Source organism: Rhodococcus sp. IEGM1339 (genome assembly GCF_050321925.1).
GTDB lineage: Bacteria > Actinomycetota > Actinomycetes > Mycobacteriales > Mycobacteriaceae > Rhodococcus > Rhodococcus pyridinivorans.
The window spans coordinates 51,610-76,419 of the sequence record NZ_JBNQFT010000021.1 but is presented as its reverse complement, the minus strand read 5'-3'; the positions used below and the strand labels follow the sequence as shown (position 1 = coordinate 76,419).

Annotated in this window: 5 protein-coding genes; 2 read left to right on the top strand and 3 right to left on the bottom strand. The window is 73.0% G+C overall.

Annotated elements, in window-relative coordinates; genetic code table 11:
- Nucleotide 1 precedes the first annotated feature (1 nt).
- Both ACQR3U_RS17990 and ACQR3U_RS17985 read right to left on the bottom strand, forming a co-directional pair.
- Nucleotides 2–382 carry a chorismate mutase gene (locus ACQR3U_RS17990; protein ID WP_019289573.1) on the bottom strand — a complete coding sequence of 127 codons (381 nt, stop codon included), beginning with the start codon at nt 380–382 and terminating at the stop codon, nt 2–4.
- 259 nt (nt 383–641) lie between these two features.
- Nucleotides 642–980 carry an RNA polymerase-binding protein RbpA gene (locus tag ACQR3U_RS17985; RefSeq protein ID WP_006554802.1) on the bottom strand — a complete coding sequence of 113 codons (339 nt, stop codon included), beginning with the start codon at nt 978–980 and terminating at the stop codon, nt 642–644.
- Between the two features lie 232 nt (nt 981–1,212).
- Between ACQR3U_RS17985 and ACQR3U_RS17980 the strand changes: the two genes are divergently transcribed.
- Complete coding sequence (locus tag ACQR3U_RS17980; protein WP_006554803.1) at nt 1,213–1,554, top strand: hypothetical protein; 342 nt, start codon at nt 1,213–1,215, stop codon at nt 1,552–1,554.
- Nucleotides 1,555–1,578: 24 nt separating this feature from the next.
- Here the strand turns inward: ACQR3U_RS17980 and ACQR3U_RS17975 are convergent, their stop codons facing one another.
- Entirely contained in the window at nt 1,579–2,166 is a 588-nt protein-coding gene (locus ACQR3U_RS17975; RefSeq protein ID WP_033098325.1) for a hypothetical protein, read from the bottom strand.
- Between the two features lie 541 nt (nt 2,167–2,707).
- On the opposite strand from ACQR3U_RS17975, the gene ACQR3U_RS17970 reads away from it, so the two are divergent.
- Complete coding sequence (locus ACQR3U_RS17970; protein ID WP_230811099.1) at nt 2,708–24,781, top strand: non-ribosomal peptide synthetase; 22,074 nt, start codon at nt 2,708–2,710, stop codon at nt 24,779–24,781.
- Nucleotides 24,782–24,810 lie beyond the last annotated feature (29 nt).

Here is a 24,810-nt window from a genome sequence, read left to right as displayed (position 1 = left end):
CTCAGTTCGTGCCGTCGCCGCGGCGACCGGAGCCGACCCGGTCCGCGGGGGCGCCGCCGGAGACGATGCGGTCCTCGACCCGGCATGCCTCGTCGATGAGCAGGGTGTACAGCGAGCGCACGAAGTCGCCGGACAGGCCGTGCCTGTGCGCGTAGTCCTGGGCGCGGCGGTGCACGACCTCCATGCGGCCGGGTTGCAGCACGTCGAGGCCGTGGCGTTGCTTGAGTTCGGCGACGCGTCCGCACACCTCGAGGCGGGCGCGGATCCCGTCGAGCAGGGTCCGGTCGATGTCGTCGAGTTCGGCACGCAGGTCGGCCAAATCGGCGGCGGCCTGTGTCGACGGCGCGTCCGCCGCAGTGTGGTGACGGTCGGTCACGGACATTCACCCCCTTGCAAGCGACCCGCCGGAGCACCGGCGCGGAGGTCGTGGATCGGGCGTGCCGATCATGATCGATCGGCGTGCGATCATGATTGCACGCACCGTCCGGCCGATATCGACGATTGATCGATTCGTGGCGGGGCCGCAATCGAATTCGCGGAACCACCGTCCCGTCGGGCTGCGCTTGCGGGGTCCGTAACGACGTGTGCCGCCCCGGACGATCGTCCGGGGCGGCACACGTACGTGTTCGGCGGCGCGGGTGTCAGGCGCCGCGGCGCTTGGCCTTGAGCAGGTCCAGGCGCTCCTTGAGCAGGTCCTCGAGTTCCTCGACGGAGCGACGCTCGAGCAGCATGTCCCAGTGGGTGCGCGGCGGCTTGACCTTCTTCGGCTCCGGTGCGGCGCCCTCGACCAGGGTGCCCTCGAGGCCGTTCTTGCAGATCCAGGTGCCGGGGATCTCCGCGTCGTCCGCGAACGGCACGTCGTATTCCTCGCCGTTGTCGCAGCGGTAGCGCGCGATTCGCCGCGGCGCCAGATCGTGGTCGCGGTCGGTTTCGTAGCTCACCGCCCCGAGTCGGCTGCCTCGCAGTACACGATCTGCCATGGTGGTGTCCTTCCTTGTGTGCTCCGCCCGGGTGACGATGCCGTGCGGCATCGACACCGGGCTCGACGTCCACTGTGCTCAACGTCTGCGGAGCCGATTCCGTTCCCGCGGCCCACCGAGGAGCCGAGGGACCAGTCTACCGACTCGCCGCACCGCCGCGCGCACGGTGCCCGCACCGGCCCGTGCGTCCGGGGTTCCCGCCGCCCCGCCGGGAGTGCAGGTGGGCAGTACAGTGACGCTCGTGACCGGACGTGACACCCGAGCGAGCACGTGCCTGTGGTGCGGGCGCCCGGTACCGGAGATCGGCACCGGGCGGCGACGCCGCTACTGCCGCCAGTCGTGCCGGCAACGCGCCTACGAGCAGCGCAGCAGCGCCCGCCGCGCCGGACTGCCCGAGGATTCGGTGGTGCTCACCGCCGGCGAGGTCGAGGCACTCGCCGACCGCGCGTTCCGGGCGCGCTGCGCCGCCGAGGACGTCGCCACCGCGGTCGCCGAGGGCGCCGCGGCCGACGAGCTGACCGCCCTGTGCGCGGAGCTGCTCGATCTGGCCCGCGACGCCGAACGACTGCGTTGACCGCCCCGATCGGGGAGCGCGGGCTCAGGCGAAGAAGCCACCCATGGTGTAGATCACCTGGCAGAACGCACCGTTGGCGTACTGCAGCGAGCCGAACAGGGCGCCGAGCACCGCGCCGGGACCGCTGTCGATCACTGTGGACTGCAATCCGCCGCCGTTGTTGTCGAGGGTGGCGACCCCGGCCCGGATGTTCTCCATGTTGATCCACACGAATTTCAGGTCCGAGGCGGTCACCGGCGCGCCGGCGGTGGGTTCGACGATCACCTCGATCGACCCGAACGGCACCTGACCGTGCGGGCCGGGATGCACCCACGCGGTGGTCATCGCGAACGGCACGAAACCGCCGCCGCAGCCCGGACCGACGGTCGGTGCGGGTGACGAGAACGGCTGCGGGATGTTCTTCGGTGGCGGCGCGAACGGATCCGCCGAGCCGGAGTCGGCGACGAGCCGCTCGAGCGCGGCGAGGGTCTCGGGGGAGTCGGCGACCTCCGCGCGCAGCTGATCGAGCGGCACCCCCGGCGGGGCGGTGTCGGCGGCGGCCTGGGCGGGGGCCGCGAGCAGGGCTGCGGCGAGCAGGGCGGTGACGAGCGGGGCGGATCGGCGACGCAACATCTCGGGCTCCTTCGAATCGGGTCGAGCGGGCGGGACGAGACGATCCGGTCGCGATCCGATCACGCACGGGTCGCGGCACGGGGGCACGAAGGTGACGGCCGCTTCGAGAATAAGGAGAGCTGTCCGGTTTCGGGGCGTTTCCGGCGAGCCCGATCCTGCTTCGACGCCGACCTCATTCGTCACTCCGGTCACGAACAGGGCATTCCTCCCGGCCGTCGGGAAAACGTTATCGAAACGCGACTGATCCCCTGCACGGGAACGATCTCCGAGGTCACTCGCGGTTCCGTACCGGTCCTGTCGCGGCACGGGCACGGCCTCCGGGGCACATCGGCGGGTAGTGGTGCGGTCTTCGCCGCAATCCGGTCGTACCGGTCGCACAGGTGGTCTAGCTTGTTGTGTGGTCCCGGTCACACGGGATCACACGATCGAACGGGGGTCCGATCGCGGCGCCGCACGCCCAGCGGCACCGGGGTCGGCCCCTGCACGCGATGTCGGGGGACACACGCCGATCACGGCCAACAACATCGCTTTCGGAGGGGACATGTCGCTGCGACACCGTCGTCCGCAGATACCGGCCGGCGCTTTCCCGCTGTCGTCCGCGCAACGGGCCATCTGGTTCGCGCAGCAGCTCGCACCCGAGGTACCCGTGTGCATCGCGCAGTATGTGGATCTGCGCGGCGCCCCGGACCTGGATCTGCTGCGTCGCTGCGGATATCGCGCCGGTGCCGAGTTCCGGTCCGCCTATCTGCGGGTCGTCGACGTCGACGGTGAACCCGTCCAGTACGTCGACCCCACCGTCGAGGACCGCAACGGGATCCCGCTGCTCGACTTCCGCGGCGAACCCGACCCGATGGCCGCGGCGCACGAGTGGATGACCGCCGACTACGCCACCCCGGTGGACCTGGCGAACGACCTGCTGGTGAACATGACGATCCTGCAGGTCGCCGACGACCGGTTCCTCTGGTACGCCCGCATCCACCACGTCGCCCTCGACGGATTCGCGGCGATGACCATGGTCAACCGCATCGCCGCCCTCTACACCGCGGAGATCGACGGCCGCGAGCCGGAACCGTCGAAAGCCGCCGACCTGCGCGCCCTGTACGACTGGGACCGCGAGTACCGCACCTCCGAGCGCTACCGCACCGACCGCGACTACTGGATCGAGCGGGTCGCCGGACTCGAGGACGGCTCGACTCTGGCGCAACGCGACGCCCCCACCGCGGCGGTGTCGCTGCTGTCGAGCCACACCCTCCCCGACGACCTCGTCGACGCGCTGACCGCGGTCGACGACGAACCGGGACTGTCGTCGACGGCGGCGGTCATCGCGGCGTTCGCGTGCTATCTGGCGCGGATGACCGGCCGCGACGACGTGATGATCAACCTGCCGGTCTTCGCCCGCACCACCGCCATGGCCCGCCGCTCCGGCGGCATGCTCGTCAACACCGCGCCGCTGCACATCTTTCTCGAACCGGACGACACCCGCACCGACCTGGTGCGGCGGGTGCAGCTCGAACTCACCGGGGCGCTGCGCCACCAGCGATTCAGCCTCGAGGACATCCGCCGCGAGACCGGCGCCGCCGGCGACCCGTACCGCTATGCCGGGCCGATGGTCAACGTCATGCTGTTCCGGCAGGAGATCGTGCTCGGCGACATCCGCGGCGAGTTCCACATCATGACCTCCGGTCCCGTCGAGGACCTGCTGGTCAACATCTATCAGAGCGGCGACCCGGCCCGGACCTTCCTCGACTTCCGCGGCAACCCGCACCGCTACGACGAGGACGAACTCCGTGCCCACCACGACCGGTTCGTCGAACTGCTCGACGATTTCCTGCGCAGCGCCCCCGACCGCGCGGTCGCCGTGATCCATCCGGCCAGCGTGACCCTGGGCGAGCAGCGCCGCCGCGCCGCCGCCGACGCCGGTTTCTGGCGGCAGCAGCTCGCCGACGCCGCCGAACGCCTCGAACTGCCCCGCCCCGTCACCGCCCCCGCCGACGACACCCCCGCCGACGTCGAGGACCGCCTGGCGGTCACGGCCGCGGCGCTCGCCGCGCGTTTCGCCACCACCGAGGGCGACGCCCCGGACACCACCGTCGCCGCCGTACTGCACGCCGCCACGGCGGCTCTCATCGCCCGGCTCACCGGTCACGACGACGTCCTCGTCGGCGTGGCCCGCGACGGGCGGGTGCTGCCGCTACGCGTCGAGCTGGACCCGGCCGAGCCCTTCGCCGAGCTGGTGCGGCGCGTGCGCACCCTCGGCGCCGATCTCGCCGCCCACGCCGAGGTCGACCCGGCCGTGCTCGCCGGCCTCGCCCCCGCCTGCCCGGTGGTGCTCACCCTCGACGACCCGACCTCCGCCCCCGCGGACGCGGTGCTACGCGTGACGATCGACACCACCGGCACCGCCCTGCAGGTCCGCACCGGCTACCGGCCCGACCGGGTGGACGCGCACACCGCCACCACCACCGGCCGGCGACTCGGCCGCGCCCTGACCGCGGTGCTCACCGACCCGCACCTGCCCATCGGGGATCTGCCGTTCGTCGGCAGCGACGAGGTCGCCGGTCTGGTCCCGGCGCACGGCGACCCGGCCCGCTCCGCGCAGACCCTGCCGGAGATCCTGTGCGCGGTCGCCGCGGTGGTGCCGGACACCGAGGCGGTGGTGTGCGAGGACCGGCGCATGACCTACGGCGAACTCGACGCCTGGTCCAACCGGCTCGCCCGCGTCCTCATCGACGCCGGCGCCGGACCGGAGACCTTCGTCGCGGTCGGCATCACCCGCTCCCTCGAATCGGTGGCGGTGATCTGGGCGATCGCCAAGTCCGGGGCCGCCTTCGTGCCCGTCGACCCGAAGTATCCGGCCGACCGCATCGAGTACATGCTCACCGACTCCGGGGCGATCCTGGGCCTGACCACCGCCGCGCACCGCGACGAGCTGCCCGACACGGTGCCCTGGCTCGTCCTCGATCCGGATCTCGACGCGCGGATCGCGCAGGCGAGCGATGAGCCGATCACCGACGACGACCGGCCGGCCACCCTGCTGTTCGACCATCCCGCCTACCTGATCTACACCTCCGGCTCCACCGGCCGCCCCAAGGGTGTGGTGGTGCCGCACCGCGGCCTGGCGAACCTGTCGGCGACCCTGCACACCCGCCTGGCCCCACCCCCGGCGGCCCGGGTCTCGCACTTCTCCTCGCCGAGCTTCGACGCGTCGATCTTCGAGTACATGACCGCCTTCGCCATCGGCGCGACCCTCGTGGTGGTGCCCGCCCACATCTACGGCGGCGACGAACTGGCGGCGCTGCTGCGCCGCGAACAGGTCACCCACCTGTTCTCCACCCCGGCCGCGCTGGCGTCGGTGGACCCGACCGGCGTCGAATGCGAGGCGGTCACCGTCGCGGGCGAGGCGTGCCCACCGGAACTGGTGGCGCGCTGGGCACCCGGCCGCCGGATGTACAACGCGTACGGGCCCACCGAGACCACCATCGTCTGCAATATCACCGACATGCTGGTGCCGGGGGAGACCGTCACCATCGGCCACCCGGTGTGCGGTATCGACGAGCTGATCCTCGACGGCCGGTTGCACCCGGTGCCGGTCGGGATCGCCGGGGAGCTGTACATCGCCGGGCCGGGCGTCACCCGCGGCTATCACGACCGGCCGGGCCTGACCGCCACCCGTTTCGTCGCCGACCCCTTCGGCCCTCCCGGCTCGCGCATGTACCGCACCGGTGACGTCACCCGCTGGCGCATCCGCGACCCGCACCGTCCCGCCCGCTCGGTGACCGTCGAATATCTCGGCCGCTCCGACTTCCAGGTCAAGATCCGCGGGTTCCGCATCGAACTCGGCGAGATCGACGCCGCCCTCAGCGACCGCCCCGACGTCGCCTTCGCCGTCACCCTGGGCCGCGCCGCGCCCTCCGGGGAACAGATGCTCGTGTCCTATGTGCTGCCCGATGCCGGCTGCACCCTCGACCCGGAGCAGCTGTCCGCGGCGCTCGCGGCGCGGTTGCCCGCCCACATGGTGCCCGCCGCGATCATGGTGCTCGACGAGATCCCGCTGACCGCCGTCGGCAAACTCGACCGCACGGCACTGCCCGAGCCGGTCTTCGGCGGCGCCGGTGGGGCGGCGGCGATGTCGCCCACCGAGACCGCGTTGGCCGCGATCTTCGCCGACCAGCTCGGCGTCGCCGAGGTCGGTGCCGACGACAGCTTCTTCGAGCTCGGCGGCAACTCGCTGGTCGCCACCCGGGTGATCTCCCGCATCAACGACGCCTTCGGCACCGATCTGGGGGTGCGGTCGCTGTTCGAGGCCCCCACCGTGCGGGCGCTGGCGGCGAACCTGCCCGCCGGTGACGACGTCGACCGGCCCGCCCCGGCGCCGGTGCTGCCGCGCCCGGACCGCATCCCGGTCTCCGCCGCCCAGCAACGCCTGTGGTTCGTCGACCAGCTCGACCCGTCCTCGGCCGCCTACAACATCCCGATCGCGCTGCGGCTGCGCGGCGCCCTCGACCACGCGGCGCTGGTCGCGGCGACCCGCGATGTGCTCGACCGGCACGAGGCGCTGCGCACCGTCTACCCGGCCACCCCGGCCGGGCCGATCCAGCAGGTGCTGCCCGTCGACGCGCTCGCCCTGGATCTGACCCCCACGGTCACGGACGATCTCGACGCGGACGTCGCGGCGGTGGTCGCGGCCGGTTTCGACGTCACCGTCGACCCGCCGCTGCGGATGCGGCTGTTCCGCGTCGCCGGCGACGAGCACGTGCTCGCCGTGGTGGTGCACCACATCGCCGCCGACGGCGCGTCGCTGGCGCCGCTGTCCCGGGATCTGGTCACCGCCTACGCCGCCCGCGCCGCGGGCACCGCCCCGGACTGGGCGCCGCTGCCGCTGCAGTACGCCGACTACACCCTGTGGTTCGCGGATCTGCTCGGCGACGTCGACGACCCGACCTCCCGCGCCGCCCGGCAACTCGAGTACTGGCGCGAGATCCTCACCGGCGCCCCCGACCTGCTGGCGCTGCCCACCGACCGGCCGCGCCCACCGCAGCAGTCCTTCCGCGGCGCGAGCGTCGACGTCGAGATCGCCCCGGAGCTGTACGGGCGGATCCGGCAGCTCGCCCACGCCCACACCGCCACCGAGTTCATGGTCGTGCACGCCGCCCTGGCGGTGCTGCTGGCCCGCCTGTCCGGCGGCGACGACATCGTCGTCGGCACCCCCGTCGCCGGGCGCAGCCACCGCCACCTCGACGACCTGGTCGGCATGTTCGTCAACACCGTCGCGCTGCGCACCGCCGTACCCGCCGACCTGTCCTTCGCAGACGTCCTCGCCGCGGTGCGCGACACCGACCTGGCGGCCTTCGCGCACACCGACCTGCCGTTCGACCGGCTCGTCGACGCCGTGGTGCCCGCCCGCTCGGCGGCCTACTCGCCGCTGTTCCAGGTGATGCTCGCCTTCTCCGACACCACCGGCGCGCACCTGACCCTGCCCGGCCTGGACGTCGACATCGCCGAAATCGACACTCACACCACCAAATTCGACCTGCATCTGCAGCTCGGCGCGGTCGCCGACGGCGACGGCCGCACCCACGCACTGCGCGGCGCGCTGTCCTACGCCACCGACCTGTTCGATCCCGCCACCGCCGCCGCGATCGGGCAGCGCCTCGTGGGGCTGCTCGAGACGGTCACCGCGGATCCGGCGGTGCCGGTCGGCGACGTGGAGCTGCTCACCGCCGACGAACGCCGCACCGTTCTCGACACGTGGAACGCCACCACCGCCGACACCGGACCCGCCACCACCCTCGGGGAACTGTTCGCCGCGCAGGTCGCCGCGACCCCGGACGCCCCGGCCGTCACCGTCGACGGCCGCACCCTCGGCTACGCCGAATTCGACGCGGTCACCAACCGGCTCGCGCGGCGGTTGCTGCGCGCCGGCGCCGGACCGGACCGGGTGATCGCCCTCGCCGCGCCGCGGTCGCTGGATCTGCTCGTCGGCATGTACGCGATCGTCAAGAGCGGTGCCGCCTACCTGCCGCTGGATCCGGAGCATCCCGCCGAGCGGCTGCGCTACGTCCTCGACACCGCCGCCCCGCGCGCGGTGCTCACCACCAGCGATGTCGCCGACGCCCTGCCCGACACCGGCGCCGAGGTGCTGCGCATCGACCGCCTCGACCTCGCCGACGAATCCCCGGCGGCCCTCACCTCGGCGGATCGACCGGAGCCGACCGGCGCGCATCTCGCCTACGTGATCTTCACCTCCGGCTCCACCGGCCGCCCCAAGGGGGTGGCGGTGCCGCACGCCGCGATCGTCAACCGGTTGCGCTGGATGCAGCACACCTATCCGCTGACCGCCGACGACACGGTGGTGCAGAAGACCCCCGCCACCTTCGACGTGTCGGTGTGGGAGTTCTTCTGGCCGCTGCAGGTCGGGGCGCGGCTGGCCGTCGCCGCCCCCGGCGGGCACCGCGATCCCGGTTACCTGCTGCGGCTGTTCGCCGAGGAGCGGGTCACCGTGGCGCATTTCGTGCCGTCGATGCTCGCGGTGTTCGTCGACGCCCTGCACGGCCGCGGCCGGGAGCCGCTCGCGCTGCGGCACGTGTTCGCGTCGGGGGAGGCGCTGCCCGCCGAGACCGCCGCCGCGCTGCGGGAGGCGCTGCCGCACACCGCCCTGCACAATCTGTACGGGCCCACCGAGGCCGCGGTGGACGTCACCGCCTGGACCACCACCGACACCGGTGCCGGGTCGGTGCCGATCGGGCGCCCGGTGTGGAACACCCGCGCCTACGTGCTCGACGCGCGGCTGCATCCGGTGCCCGCCGGCGCCGCCGGCGAGTTGTATCTGGCCGGGATCCAGCTCGCCCGCGGCTATCTCGACCGCCCGGGCCTGAGCGCCGACCGGTTCGTCGCCGACCCGTTCGGGGCGCCGGGGGAGCGGATGTACCGCACCGGGGATCTGGCCACCCGCCGCGCCGACGGTGCCCTGATGTACTTGGGGCGCACCGACTTCCAGGTCAAGATCCGCGGTCTGCGCATCGAGCTCGGGGAGATCGAGCAGGTGTTGCGCGCCCGCGAGGAGATCGGACAGGCGGTGGTGCTCGTCCACCACGGCGCCGACGACCGGCTCACCGGCTATCTCGTGCCCACCCCGGGCCGCAGCATCGACACCGCCGCGGTCACCGCCGATCTCGCCGCGCACCTGCCGGATTACATGGTGCCCGCCGCCCTCGTCGTCCTCGACGCGCTGCCGGTCGGCCCCAACGGCAAACTCGACCGCAACGCGCTGCCCGCTCCGCCGGCACCGACCGCCGCCGGTGGCTACCGGGCGCCGCGCACCCCCACCGCACAGCTCGTCGCCACCGTCTTCGCCGACCTGCTCGGCGTCGACCGGGTCGGCGCCGACGACCACTTCCTCGACCTCGGCGGCACCTCCCTGCTCGCGATGCGCGCCGCCGCCCGGCTCGCCGCGGACACCGGCGGTGAGCTCGGCATCCGGGAGATCTTCGATCATCCGGTCGTCGCCGATCTCGCCGCGCATCTCGACCAGCCCGACCGCACCGGCGCCGGGCGCGGCGCCCCGGTGGCCGGGCCGCGCCCCGACCCGGTCCCGCTGTCCCCGGCGCAGCAGCGGATGTGGTTCATCAACCAGTTCGACACCACCTCCCCGGCCTACAACATCGCCGTCGCGCTGCGCCTGAGCGGCAGGCTCGATCAGGCGGCGCTGCAGCACGCCATCGGCGACGTCGTCGCCCGGCACGAATCGCTGCGCACCCGCTATCCGCTCACCGACGACGGGCCCGTGCAGGTCGTGGTGCCCACCGGCGCCGCCGTCCCCGATCTGGTGATGCTCACCGTCGACGACGGCACCGACCTCGACAGCGAGCTCACCCCGATCCTCGCGGCCGGATTCGATGTGGCCACCGAGATCCCCACCCGCATCCGGGTGCTCGCCCTGGCCGAGGACGAGCACGTGCTCGTGCTCGTCGCCCACCACATCGCCGCCGACGGTTTCTCCATGGGGCCGCTGGCCCGCGACGTCATCGCCGCCTACAGCGCCCGCCACGCCGGGCAGACCCCGCAGTGGACCCCGCTGCCGGTGCAGTACGTCGACTACACCCTCTGGCAGCACCGGGTGCTCGGCGACGACACCGACCCCGATTCCCTGGCCGCCGAACAGCTCCGGTTCTGGCGCGCAGCCCTCGCCGGCGCCCCGGAACTGCTCGAACTGCCGCTGGATCGGCCGCGCCCGGTGCAGCCGTCGCGGCGCGGCGCCCGCATCCCGTTCACCCTCGACGCGGCCGCGCACCGCCGGCTGCTCGACATCGCCCGCGCCCACGACGCGTCGGTGTTCATGCTGGTGCACGCCGCACTGACGGTGCTGCTCGCCCGCCTGTCCGGCAGCGACGACATCGTCGTCGGCACCCCCGTCGCCGGGCGCGGCCACCGGGCCCTCGACGACCTGGTCGGCATGTTCGTCAACACCGTGGTGCTGCGCGCCCGCGTCGACGACGACGAGCCGTTCACCGCGCTGCTCGACCGCATCCGCACCGGCGACCTGACCGCCTTCGGGCACACCGAGGTGCCCTTCGAGCGGCTCGTCGAGGTCCTCGACCCGCCCCGCTCGACCGCCTACACCCCGCTGTTCCAGGTGCTGCTCGAATTCCAGGACACCGAACGCCCCGAGATCGAACTGCCCGACCTGTCGGTGCGGGTGATCGACCTCGACCCGATGCTGGCGCTGTTCGACCTGCAGCTGTCCATCGCCGAGACCACCGACGCCGACGGCCCCGCCGGCATCCGCGCGTCGTTCACCTACGCCACCGACCTGTTCGACGCCGCCACCGTCGCCTCGTTCGCCGACCGGTTCGTGCGCATCGTCGAGGCGATCACCGACACCCCCGACATCGCGGTCGGCAACATCGACATCGTCACCGAGCGGGAACTGGCCGACCTGGCCCCGGCGCGGGGCCTGCCACCGGTCTCACCGCAACTGTGGCCGGAACTGCTCACCTCGATCGCCGCGATCCTGCCCGACGCGGTCGCCCTGCGCTTCGCCGACCGGCAGATCACCTACGCCGAACTCGACGCCTGGTCCACCCGCGTGGCGCGGCTGCTCGTCGACGAGCACCGGATCGGCCCGGAAACCGTCGTCGCGCTCGCGCTGACCCGCTCGCTCGAATCGGTCGCGGTGGTGTGGGCGGTCACCAAGACCGGTGCGGCGTTCGTGCCCGTCGACCCCGCCTACCCACCGGAGCGGGTGAGCTACATGCTCACCGACAGCGCTGCCGCCCTCGGCATCACCACCGCCGCGCACCGCGACGCGCTGCCGGTGCAGGTGCCGTGGCTGGTGCTCGACGATCCTGCCGTCGCCGCCCGGATCGCCGCGACGAGCGACGCACCCATCACCGACGCCGACCGCACCGCCGCGCTGCACTTCGACCACCCGGCCTACCTGATCTACACCTCCGGCTCCACCGGCCGCCCCAAGGGCGTGGTGGTCACCCACCGCGGCATGACCAACCTCAACGCCGAGGTGCGCAGCCACTTCACCATCACCCACCAGGCTCGCGTCTCGCACCTGGCGTCGCCGAGCTTCGACGCGTCGATCTTCGAGTTCACCAAGGCGTTCTGCGCCGGCGCCACCCTGGTGATCGTGCCGCCGGACGTCTACGGCGGCGACGAACTCGCCCGGCTGCTGCGCGAGGAGAAGGTCACCCACGCCTTCATCACCCCCACCGCGCTCGCCTCCCTCGACCCCACCGGACTCGACGACCTCGAGGTCCTCGTCGTCGCCGGCGAGGCCTGCCCACCGGAACTGGTGGCGCGCTGGGCGCCGGGACGGCGCATGTTCAACGGCTACGGCCCGTCCGAGGCCACCATCGAGACCAGCGTCAGCCCGCAGCTGCGGCCCGGGCACACCGTCACCATCGGCGGCCCCGCCGTCGGCTTCCACCAGACCGCCCTCGACGACCGGCTGCGGCCCGTCCCCGTCGGGGTGGCCGGCGAGCTGTACATCGCCGGGCCGGGCGTGGCCCGCGGCTACCATCGCCGCCCCGACCTCACCGCCGCCCGGTTCGTCGCCGACCCCTACGGCACCCCCGGCGAACGCATGTACCGCACCGGGGATGTGGTGCGCTGGCGGCACGACGGCACCGTCGAATATCTGGGGCGCTCCGACTTCCAGGTCAAGGTGCGCGGCTTCCGCATCGAACTCGGCGAGATCGACGCCGCGCTCACCGCCCACGACGCGATCGCCTTCGCCCACACCATCGGGCACCCCGCACCCAGCGGCGACACCGTGCTCGTGTCCTACATACTGCCCGACACCACCGACACCACCGCCACGCAGATCGATCCGCGGGCACTGCGCGCCTGGGCCGCGGCGCGGCTGCCCGGTCACATGGTGCCCGCCGCGGTGGTGGTGCTCGACGAGCTGCCGCTGACCCCGGTCGGCAAACTCGACCGCCGCGCCCTGCCGGTGCCGGACCTGACACGGCTCGGCGGCGACTACCGTCCCCCGAGCACCGACCTCGAGGCAACCGTCGCCGAGATCGTCGCCGAGGTCCTCGGGCACCCGCAGGTCTCCGTCGACGACAACTTCTTCGATCTCGGCGGCAACTCGCTGATCGCCACCCGCGTCGTCGCCCGCCTCAACGCCGCGCTCGGCACCGACGCCGGGGTCCGCGCCCTGTTCGAGGCGCCCACGGTGCGGGCGCTCGCCGCGCGGATCCTCGACGATCACGGTGGGCACGGACGGGTGCCGCTGGTCGCCGCCGACCGGCCCGAACGGTTGCCGCTGTCCCCGGCCCAGCAACGCATGTGGTTCGTCAACCAGTTCGACACCACCTCCGCCGCCTACAACATTCCGCTCGCCATCCGCCTGTCCGGCCGCCTCGACGTCGCGGCACTGACCGGAGCGGTGCGCGACGTGCTCGACCGGCACGAGAGCCTGCGCACCTGGTATCCCGGCGACGAACAGGGCCCGCGCCAGGTCGTCGTCGACACCGACCGGGTGCTGCCGGCGCTCACGGCGCGGCCGGTCACCGGCGACGACCTGCCCACCGACCTCGCCGACTTCGTCGGTGCCGGTTTCGACGTGGCCGCGGCGGTGCCGGTGCGGCTACGGCTGTGGCGCCTGGACGAGCACGCTCATGTCCTGGCGGTGGTGGTGCACCACATCGCCGCGGACGGCTCGTCGATGGCGCCGCTGGCCCGCGACCTGATGCTCGCCTACACCGCCCGCACCGGCGGGACGGACCCGGATCGGTCGCCGCTGCCGGTGCAGTACGCCGACTACGCCCTGTGGCAGCGCCGGCTGCTCGGCGACCCGGACGACCCGACCTCCCTCGCCGCCGCGCAGCTGCGGTTCTGGCGCGACACCCTCGCCGACGCCCCCGAACTGCTGCCGCTGCCCACCGACCGGCCGCGCCCCACCCAGCGCAGCTTCCACGGCGCCCTGCACCGCTTCACCGTGCCCGCCGACGTGCAGCGGCGCCTCGAGGCGCTGGCCGCCGAGCACGACACCACCGTGTTCATGGCCGTGCACGCAGCGTTCGCGGCGCTGCTGGCCCGCCTGACCGGCACATCCGACATCGTCATCGGCTCCCCGGTCGCCGGTCGCGGCCACCGCGCCCTCGACGACCTGGTCGGCATGTTCGTCAACACCGTGGTGTTGCGCACCCCCGTCGACGGGGCGCTGTCGTTCACCGACCACCTGCACCGCACCCGCGAGATCGACCTCGCGGCCTTCGGGCACACCGAGCTGCCCTTCGAGACCCTCGTCGACGTGCTCGCCCCGGCCCGCGAGACCGACCGGTCCCCGCTGTTCCAGGTGGTGCTCGAATACGGCAACACCGAACGGGCCCACCTGGTGCTGCCCGAACTCGAGGTCGACGCCCTCGACCCGGAGCTGCCCGTCGCCAAGTTCGACCTGCAACTGACCCTGCAGGATCCAGACCCGACCGGAACAGGGGAGAGCGACGGAATGCCCGCGGCGTTCACCTACGCCACCGACCTGTTCGATCCCGACACCGTCGCCTCCTTCGCGCAGCGGCTGGTGCGGCTGCTCGACGCGGTCACCGCCGACCCGCACCGCCCCATCGGCGACGTCGACCTGCTCACCGACGACGAACGTCCCACCGCCCCGGCGCCGCTGCGCCCGGCCACGGCGAGCGTGCTCGGCTCCGCCTCGGCGAGCGTGCTCGGCTCCGCCTCGGCGTCGCTGCTCGATCTGTACGCCCGCGGCGCCGGACTCGACCCGGCGGCGATCGCGGTCACCGCCCCCGACGGGACGCTGCGCTACGACGAGCTCACCGACCGGGTGCAGCGCCTGGCGCGGCTGCTCGTCGAGCACGGCGCCGGACCCGACCGGCTCGTCGCCGTCGCCCTGCCGCGCGGCACCGACCTGATCGTCGCGCTGCTCGCCGTATTGCACAGCGGCGCCGCCTATCTGCCCATCGACGTGGCGTTCCCCCCGGACCGGCTCGCGTACATGTTCGACGACGCGGCCCCGGTGTGCCTGCTCACCACCGCCGACCACGCCACCGCTCTGCCCCCGCACACCCCACCGATCGTGGACCTGCACGACCCGGCCGTGCGCACCCGCCTCGACGAGATGCCCAGCGGCGGTGACGGATTGCCACGCGTGCACCCGGAGGCAGCGGCGTACGTCATCTACACCTCCGGCTCCACCGGCCGCCCCAAGGGCGTGATGGTCCCGCACCGCACCGTCGTCACCCTGCTCACCGACACCACCGAGATGTTCGGTTTCGACGCCTCCGATGTGTGGACACTGTTCCACTCCTACGCCTTCGACTTCTCGGTGTGGGAACTGTGGGGCGCCCTCGCCCACGGTGGCCGGCTCGTCGTCGTCGACTACCACACCGCCCGCAACCCGCAGGAATTCCTGGCACTGCTGCGCCGCGAACGGGTCACCGTGCTCAACCAGACCCCGACGGCCTTCTACCAGCTCATCGACGCCGACCGCGCCGCCGGCACCGACCTGCCGGCGCTGCGCCGGGTGATCTTCGGTGGGGAAGCCCTCGACTTCGGGCAGCTCGACCGCTGGTACCGGCGCCACGACGACACCGCCCCGACGCTGGTGAACATGTACGGCATCACCGAGACCACCGTGCACGTCACCGCCCGCACCATCACCCGCGAACTCGCCGCCACCGCCGCGGCAAGCCTGATCGGCCCACCGTTGCCGTCGCTGCGCCTGCACATCCTCGACAACCGGCTGCATCCGGTGCCCACCGGGGTGATCGGCGAACTGTACGTCTCCGGCGCCCAGCTCTCCCGCGGCTACCTGCACCGCCCCGATCCGACCGCCACCCGGTTCGTCGCCGACCCGCACGGCGCCCCCGGCGACCGGATCTACCGCACCGGGGACCTGGCGCGCCGCACCCGCGACGGCGAGATCGAATATCTCGGCCGCGCCGACTTCCAGGTGCAGCTGCGCGGTTTCCGCATCGAGCTCGGCGAGATCGAAGCGGCGCTGCTGCGCGCCCCCGGTGTCGGCCGCGCCGTGGTCGTCGTCCACACCGACCCGGCCTCCGGTACCGACCGGCTCGTCGGCTACGCGGTACCCGAACCCGGCCACGACCTCGACGTCGACGTGGTGCTCGAGCATGCCGCCGGGGAACTCGCCGCGTACATGCTGCCGTCCACCCTGATGGTGCTCGACACGCTGCCGGTCACCGCAACCGGCAAACTCGACCGGCGCGCACTGCCCGCCCCCGACTTCGCCGCCCGCACCACCGTCTCCCGCGCCCCCGCGCGCGGCCACGAAACGGTGCTGGTGGAACTGTTCGCGCAGATCCTCGGTCTGCCGACGGTGGGGGTGGACGATTCGTTCTTCGCCCTGGGCGGCGATTCGATCATGTCCATCCAGCTGGTCTCCCGCGCGAAGGCCGCCGGCCTGGACCTGACTCCGCGCGAGGTGTTCGAACACAAGACCCCCGCCGCGCTCGCCGCCGTCGTCGGCACCGCCACCCCCACCGAAACGCTCGCGGAGCTGCCCGGCGGTGGGGTCGGGGACATGCCGCTACCGCCGATCGCGCACTGGATGCTCGACCGCGGCGGCAGCATCGGCCGCTACTCGCAGGCGCTGCTGCTGCGCCTGCCCACCGGCCTGGACGCGGCGACGCTGCGGGCGATCGTCACCGCGGTCCTCGACCGGCACGACATGCTGCGCGTGCACCTGCACGCGGTGCCGGACGTCCCCGGCGGACACGTCCTGCACGTGCCCGCCCCGGGCAGCGTCGACGTCGACACCGTCATCCACCGGGTGCCGGTGACCAGCGCCGCGGACAGCGACGACTTCTTCGCCCTGGCCGCCGCCGAACTCGACGCCGCCGCCGACCGCCTCGACCCGCACAGCGGGCGGGTGGTGCAGCTGGTGTGGTTCGACGCCACCAGCGGCGCCGGCCGACTGCTCATCGTCATCCACCATCTCGCCGTCGACGGGGTGTCCTGGCGCATCCTCGTCCCCGACCTGGCCGCTGCGTGGGCGGCCGCCGCGGCCGACGGCGCCACGAGTGGTGCGCTGCTGCCCCTCCACACCGGCACCAGCGTGCGCCGCTGGGCCCACGCCCTGCGCGACGCCGCCCCCACCCGCCGCACCGAACTCGACTTCTGGCGCGCCACGCTCGACGGACCGAACCCGCCGCTCGGGCACCGCCCCTTCGATCCGGTCCGCGACACCAACGCCACCGTCATCACCGTCGCCACCGAACTGCCCACCTCCGTCACCGAGGCGCTGCTCACCGCCGTGCCCAACGCCTTCCACGGCGCCGTCGACCACGGCCTGCTCACCGCACTCGCCCTCGCGGTGGCGGCGTGGCGCCGCGACCGCGGCCACCACCCGGCCCAGCTGCTGCTCAACCTCGAAGGGCACGGCCGCGACAGCAATGCCGCCGCCGGCGCCGACCTGTCCGGCACCGTCGGCTGGTTCACCACCATCCACCCGCTGCGCCTGGACCTGACCGGCATCGACCTCGACGACGCGCTCGCCGCCGGCCCGGCCGCCGGTCGCGCCGTCAAGACCGTCAAGGAACACCTCGCCGCCGTCCCCGACCGCGGCACCGGCTTCGGGCTGCTGCGCTATCTCGACCCCGACACCGCCACCGAACTCGCGAACGCATCGACGCCGCAGGTCAGCTTCAACTATCTCGGCCGCCCCGCCGCCGGGGTCACCGACACCGACACCCCCTGGCTGCCCATCGACGGCTTCCCCCACGGCGGGGCACAGAGCCCGGACATGCCCGCCGCCGCGGTGCTCGACATCAACGCCGTCACCACCGACACCCCCACCGGGCCGGTACTCGAGGTGCACTGGTCGTACCCGGCCGGGCTGCTCGACGACACCGACGTCACCGCCCTCGCGCACCACTTCGCCACCGCCGCCACCGCACTGACCCGGCACACCCGCAGCCCGCACGCCGGTGGCCTGACCCCCTCGGATCTGCCGCTGGTGCGACTGCACCAGGACGTCATCGAACGCCTCGAGCAACGCTACGGGCCCCTGGACACGGTGTGGCCGACCGCGCCGCTGCAGACCGGGCTGCTCTTCCACGCCCTGCTCGCCGGGGACCGCCCCGACGCCTACATCGTGCAGCTCGTCCTCGACCTGCGCGGCGAGGTCGACGCGAGCCGGATGCGCCGCTCCCTTCAACTGCTGCTCGACCGGCATCCGGCGCTGCGCGCAGCGTTCCCCGCCGCCGGCGACGGACACGTCCAGGTCATCCCCACCCACGTGGAGGTGCCGTTCACCGTCGCCGACACCAGCGACGACCCCGACCCGGACGACGCCGCCGCGCAACTGCTCGCCCTCGATCGACGCACCCGCTTCGACACCGAGACCACGCCGCTGCTGCGCGCGACCGTCGTGCACACCGGCCCGGGCCGGCACCTGCTGGCGTTGACGAACCACCACCTGCTGCTCGACGGCTGGTCCACCCCGGTGCTGATCCGGGAACTGCTGATGCTCTACGCCACCGACGCGGACCAGCGGGCACTGCCCCCGGCGCCGCACTACGGCAGCTACCTCACCTGGCTCGCCGACCGCGACCCGGAAGCCTCCCTCGACGCCTACCGCCGCGCCCTCGCGGGGGTGGACGAACCGACCCTGCTCGCCCCGCAGCACCGTCCCGGCACCACCGCCGGGATCTCCGAGGACCTCGACCTCGACCTGGACACCGCTCTGTCGGTGCGGCTGCACGACACCGCCACCGCCCGCGGCGTCACCGCCAACACCCTCGTGCAGACCGCCTGGGGTGTGGTGCTCGGCGCCCTCACCGGCCGCACCGACGTGGTGTTCGGGGCGACCGTCTCCGGGCGGCCACCGCAGATCCCCGGCATCGAGGCGATGGTCGGGTTGTTCATCAACACCGTCCCGGTGCGCATCACCGTGCGGCCCGACGACACCGTCGGTGCGCTCATCGACCGGGTGCAGGCCGAACAGGTCGCCCTGCTCGATCACCACCATCTCGACCTGGGCACCCTCGACCGGCACCTCGGGGCCGCCGTGCGATTCGACACCCTCACCGTCTTCGAGTCGTACCCGGTCGAACGCGCCGGTCTCGACCGCGACACCGACCTCGGCGGCATGCGGGTCGCCGACATCACCGGCCGCGACGCCGCGCACTACCCGCTGTCGGTGGTCGTGCACACCGACACCGCGGTGCACCTGCGCATGAAATACCTGCCGGAGGTCTTCGACCGCGACGCCGTCGCCGCGATCGCCGCGCGCATCACCGCTGTGCTCGACGCACTCACCGGCGACCCGGCCGCCCCGATCACCGCGCTGCCGGCACTCACCGCCACCGAGCAGGACGCGCTGCTGCCGGTGCACGGCCCGGCCGGGGGCAGCGACGTCGCCCTGCCGCAACTGCTCGCCGCGACCGCCGCCGCACACCCGGACCGGCCGGCCCTGCGCGAGGGGGAGCGGGTGCTCACCTACCGCGAACTCGACGAACGCTCCACCCGGCTGGCGCGGGTGCTGCTGCGCCGCGGCGCCGGACCGGAGACCTTCGTCGCCCTCGGCATCGCCCGCTCCGTCGAGTCGGTGACGGCGATGTGGGCGATCACCAAGACCGGGGCGGCGTTCGTGCCCGTCGACCCGCGCTATCCGGCCGAACGCGTCGCATTCATGCTCGACGACTGCGGCGCCACCGTCGGTGTGACCACCACCGCACACCGCGACCGGCTCCCGGACACGGTGCCGTGGCTGCTGCTCGACGACCTCGACCGCGACGCCGCGGGCGAGGACACCACCACGATCGACGACACCGACCGCCCCGTCGCGCTGCGGCTCGATCATCCCGCCTACCTGATCTACACCTCCGGCTCGACCGGCCGCCCCAAGGGTGTGATCACCACCCACCGCAGCCTGGACAACTTTGCCCGCGACCAGCGCAGCCGCTTCGGTGCCGGACCCGGCGCGCGGGTCATGCACGTCTCGTCGCCGAGCTTCGACGCGTCGATCTTCGAATACCTCCTGGCGTTCGGGTCCGGCGCCGAACTGGTGATCGTGCCCCCGCACATCGTCGGCGGCGCCGAACTCGGCGCGCTGCTGCGCGAGCAGCGGGTCACCCACGGGTTCATCACCCCCGCCGCGCTCGCCTCCCTCGACCCGGCGGATCCGACCGACCTCACCGATCTCGCGGTCGGTGGGGAGGCGTGGCCGGCGGACCTGCAGGCCACCTGGGCGCCCGGGCGGCGTCTCGTCGACGCCTACGGGCCCACCGAGACCACCATCATGGCCGCGATCAGCGACCCCCTGGGCGTCGACGACCCACTGACCCTCGGCGGTCCGCTGCGCGGGGTGCACGCCGTCGTCCTCGACACCGCGCTGCGACCCGTGCCGTTCGGTGCCGTCGGTGAGCTGTACCTGGCCGGCTGGGGCCTGGCCCGCGGCTATCACGCCCGGCCCGCGCTGACCGCCGCCCGGTTCGTCGCCGACCCCTACGGCGCCCCCGGCAAACGCATGTACCGCACCGGGGACCTGGTGCGCTGGGTCGGTGACCTCGACCGGCGGGATCTGCGCATCGAATACGTCGGCCGCAGCGACTTCCAGATCAAGATCCGCGGCTTCCGCGTCGAACTCGGCGAGATCGACGCCGTGCTCGCCGCCCACCCGGCCGTCGGATTCGCCGCCACCGTCGCGCACCGCGCCCCGAGCGGAGAGACGGTCCTCGTCGCCCACCTGCACCCCGCACCCGGCGCCGACATCGACCACGCCGCAGTGAAATACCATGTCTCCGAGCATCTCCCGGCGCACATGGTGCCCACCGTCATCAGCGTGCTCGACGAGATCCCGCTGACCCCCGTCGGTAAACTCGACCGCGCCGCCCTGCCCGCACCGAACCTGACCGCCGGCACCGGCGACCGTCCGGCACCCACCGACCCGCTCGAGTCGCTCGTCGCCGACGAACTCGCCGACGTGCTCGGCCTCGACCGACTCGGCGTCGACGACAACTTCTTCGACCTCGGCGGTAACTCACTGCTCGCCACCCGCGCCGTCGCCCGCCTCGGCGACCGGCTCGGCCGACCCGTGCCGGTGCGCGCCCTGTTCGAAGCCCCCACCGTCACCGCGCTCGCCGCACACCTCGACCACCGGCCCACCACCGAGGTCGAGGAACCCACCGCCGACACCACCTCCGGCCCGATCGCCGGACCGCGCCCCGAGCACATCCCGCTCTCCCCGGCGCAGCAACGACTGTGGTTCATCAACCAGTTCGATCCGACCTCCGCCGCCTACAACATCCCCCTGGCGATCCGGTTGTCCGGGCATCTGTCCCCGGCCGCGCTCGGCGCCGCCCTGCACGACGTGCTGGCCCGGCACGAGAGCCTGCGCACCATCTACCCGGCGTCGGCGGCCGGACCGCACCAGCGGATCCTCGCCGCCGCCGACGCCCCGCTGCCGCTGGACGTGGTGCCCGCCGGAGAGGACACCGTGCACACCGCCATCGCCGACTTCCTCGGCGCCGGATTCGACGTCACCGTCGACATCCCGGTGCGGGCACGGGTGTTCTCCTTCGGCCGCGACGACCATCTCGCCGTGCTGGTCGTACACCACATCGCCGCCGACGGCGGCTCCACCGGCCCGCTGGCCCGCGACCTGATGATCGCCTACGCCGCCCGCAGCCGCGGCGAGACCCCGGCGTTCGAACCGCTGCCGGTGCAGTACGCCGACTACACCCTGTGGCAACTCGACCGGCTCGGCGACCCGGACGACCCCGGCACCCTCGCCGCCGACCAGACCACCTACTGGCAGCAGCGCCTCGCGGGGCTGCCGGAGGTGCTGCCGCTGCCCACCGACCGGCCCCGGCCGCCGCAGCAGTCCTTCCGCGGCGACATCACCCGCTTCACCGTCGACGCCGATCTGCTCGCCCGGCTGCAGCAGCTCGCCGCCGTCCGGCACAGCACCGTGTTCATGACCGTGCACGCGGCGTTCGCGGTGCTGCTCGCCCGCCTGTCGGGCAGCGACGACATCGCCGTCGGCTCGCCGGTCGCCGGTCGCGGACACCGCGCCCTCGACGATCTGGTGGGCATGTTCGTCAACACCGTCGTGCTGCGCACCGCGGTGCCCGCGCAAGCGTCGTTCACCGAGCTGCTCACCGCCGTCACCGACAGCGACCTCGATGCCTTCGCGCACGCCGACCTGCCCTTCGACCGGGTCGTCGACGCGCTCGCCCCGACCCGCTCGACCGCACACTCACCGCTGTTCCAGGTCTCCATCGAATTCCACACCGCCGAACTGCCCGCGGTGGAACTGCCGCACCTGAGCGTGCAGGGCGTCGCCCTCGACCCGACGGTGTGCAACTTCGACCTCGAACTGCTCATCGGGGAGAACGCCGAAGGTGGCCTCGACGCCGCCTTCGTCTACGCCACCGACCTGTTCGACGCCGAGACGGTGCGTGGCTTCGCCGACCGGCTCACCCGGCTGCTGCACGCGATCGCCGCCGACCCGCACCGTCCCGTCGGCGATCTCGACCTGCTCACCACCGCAGAACACACCGCGCTGGTGCCCGCCATCGGACCGCAGGCCGAACCGGCGGTGCTGTGGCCGCACCTGCTCGACACCGCCGTTGCCACCGCCCCGGACGCGGTCGCGGTCGTCGACGACGACCGGCAGGTCACCTACCGCGAACTCGACGCCCGCGCGCACCGGCTCGCGCGGCGCCTGCTCGACCGCGGCGCCGGACCCGAACAGGTGATCGCCCTGGCGATCCCGCGCTCGCTCGAATCGGTCACCGCGGTGTGGGCGACGGTGCGCAGCGGCGCGGCATTCGTGCCGGTCGACCCCACCTATCCGGCCGACCGCATCGCCTTCATGCTCGACGACAGTGCCGCGCGCATCGGCATCACCGTCGCCGCGCACCGCGACGCGCTGCCCGACGAGGTGGACTGGCTCGTCCTCGACGACCTCGACCTCACCGCCGGGCCGCTCGCACCGATCGACGACGCGGACCGGCCGACGGTGCTGCGCCCGGATCATCCGGCCTACCTGATCTACACCTCCGGCTCCACCGGCCGCCCCAAGGGCGTGGCGGTCACCCACCGCGGCCTGGCCTCCCTCGCCCGGGAGGAACGCGACCGTCTGCAGGTCACCGCCGCGGCCCGGGTGTCGCATCTGGCGTCGCCGAGCTTCGACGCGTCGATCTTCGAGCAGATGATGGCGCTGTGCGCCGCGGCGACGCTGGTGATCGTGCCGCCGCACGTCTACGGCGGCGACGAGCTCGCCGCGGTGCTGCGCGCACAGCGGGTCAGCCACGCCTTCATCACCCCCACCGCGCTGGCCTCGCTCGACCCGCACACCGTCCCCGAACTGCACACCCTGCTCGTCGCCGGCGAAGCACTCCCACCGGAGCTGGTGGCACGCTGGGCGCCGTCGCGGCGGGTGATCGACGCCTACGGTCCCACCGAGGCGACGATCATGACCTCCCTCGGCGAGCCGCTCACCGTCGGCGAACCCGTCACCATCGGCACCCCCAGCCGCGGTTTCCACGCCCTGGTCCTCGACGGGCGGCTGCAACCCGTCCCGGTCGGGGTGGCCGGGGAACTATATGTCGCCGGGCCGGGTCTGGCCCGCGGCTACCACGACCGGCCCGCGCTGACCGCCGCCCGGTTCGTGCCCGATCCCACCGGCACGGGGGAGCGGATGTACCGCACGGGGGATCTGGTGCGGTGGACCACCGATCATCGCCTCGACTACGTCGGCCGCACCGACTTCCAGGTCAAGATCCGCGGCTTCCGCGTCGAACTCGGCGAGATCGATGCCACGCTGACCGCGCACCCGCAGGTGGTCTTCGCCCACACCCTCGGCCACACCGCCCCGTCCGGGCAGACCGTGCCGGTGTCCTACCTCCGCCTCGCCCCTGATACCGACATCACCGCCGCCGAGGTGAAAACGTTCGTCGCGCAGCATCTTCCGCCGCACATGATGCCGGCGGTGATCACCGTGCTCGACGACATCCCGCTCACCCCGGCCGGCAAACTCGACCGCGCCGCGCTGCCCGCCCCGGATTTCACCGCCCCGGTCGGGGACTACCGGGCGCCGCGCACCGACCTCGAAAAGCTCGTCACCGACCTGTTCGCCGAGCATCTCGGCCTCGACCGGGTCGGTGTCGACGACGACTTCTTCGACCTCGGCGGCACCTCGCTGCTGGCGACCCGGTTGCTACCGGCGCTCGGGGAACGACTCGGGCGGCGGGTGCCGATCGCGTCGATCTTCACCCATCCGACCCCGGCAGAACTCGCCGCACACCTGAGCAGCGGCGAGTCCGAGGAGAGCAACGGCATCGACGAGGCGTTCCGGGTGCTCGTGCCGCTGCGCCCCGGCACCGGCACCGCGCTGTTCTGCATCCATCCCGCCGCGGGGCTGGCCTGGCCGTACAGCGCCCTCGCGCACCGCCTCGACGACGACCGGCCGGTCTACGGTCTGCAGTTGCCGGCCCTGTCCGGTGGTCCGCGGCACGACACCATCACCGCGCTGGCCCGCCACTACGTGCGGGAGATCCGCCGGGTGCAGCCGCACGGCCCATATCACCTGCTGGGCTGGTCGCTCGGCGGGGTGGTCGCGCACGCCGTCGCCGTCGAACTGCGCCGCGACGGGGAGATCGTCGACACCCTCGCCCTGCTCGACAGCCACCTGATGGTCGGGGCGTCCCCGGCCGTCGGCACCCGCGACATGCTGCGCGATCTCGGGCTTCCCGTCGACGACGGTGAGCCGAGCTTCGAACACGCCGCCGCGGTGCTCGACGAGGCGTTCGGGGGCGGCACCGGCCTGACCGCCGCCCACCTCGAACGGCTGCACGCCGGGTCGACCGACACCGCCCGCGCCGCGCGGCGGCACGAACCGGACACCTTCGACGGGGACGCGTTGTTCTTCACCGCGGCCCGCTCGGAGACCCCGGTCCCGGCGGTGGCGGCCTGGCACAACGTGATCGCCGGCGAGATCCACCAGTACCGGCTCGACTGCGATCACCACGAGATGGTGAGTGCCCGGGCGGTGGAGACGATCGTCGCGGTGCTCTCGGCCCGGCTGACCGAGAGCGACGCGGCGCTGCGCCGGTGGGGACGAGTCGCGGTGCAGGTCGCCGGACGCAACGGGGACCGCCGGAACTGACCTCGACGCATCCGCTCACCGGGCCCGGA

Bases quoted from the DNA above. Each gene is read 5' to 3' on its own strand.
- ACQR3U_RS17990 (WP_019289573.1), bottom strand. From the start codon at position 382: ATGTCCGTGACCGACCGTCACCACACTGCGGCGGACGCGCCGTCGACA.
- ACQR3U_RS17985 (WP_006554802.1), bottom strand. From the start codon at position 980: ATGGCAGATCGTGTACTGCGAGGCAGCCGACTCGGGGCGGTGAGCTAC.
- ACQR3U_RS17975 (WP_033098325.1), bottom strand. From the start codon at position 2,166: ATGTTGCGTCGCCGATCCGCCCCGCTCGTCACCGCCCTGCTCGCCGCA.
- ACQR3U_RS17970 (WP_230811099.1), top strand. From the start codon at position 2,708: ATGTCGCTGCGACACCGTCGTCCGCAGATACCGGCCGGCGCTTTCCCG.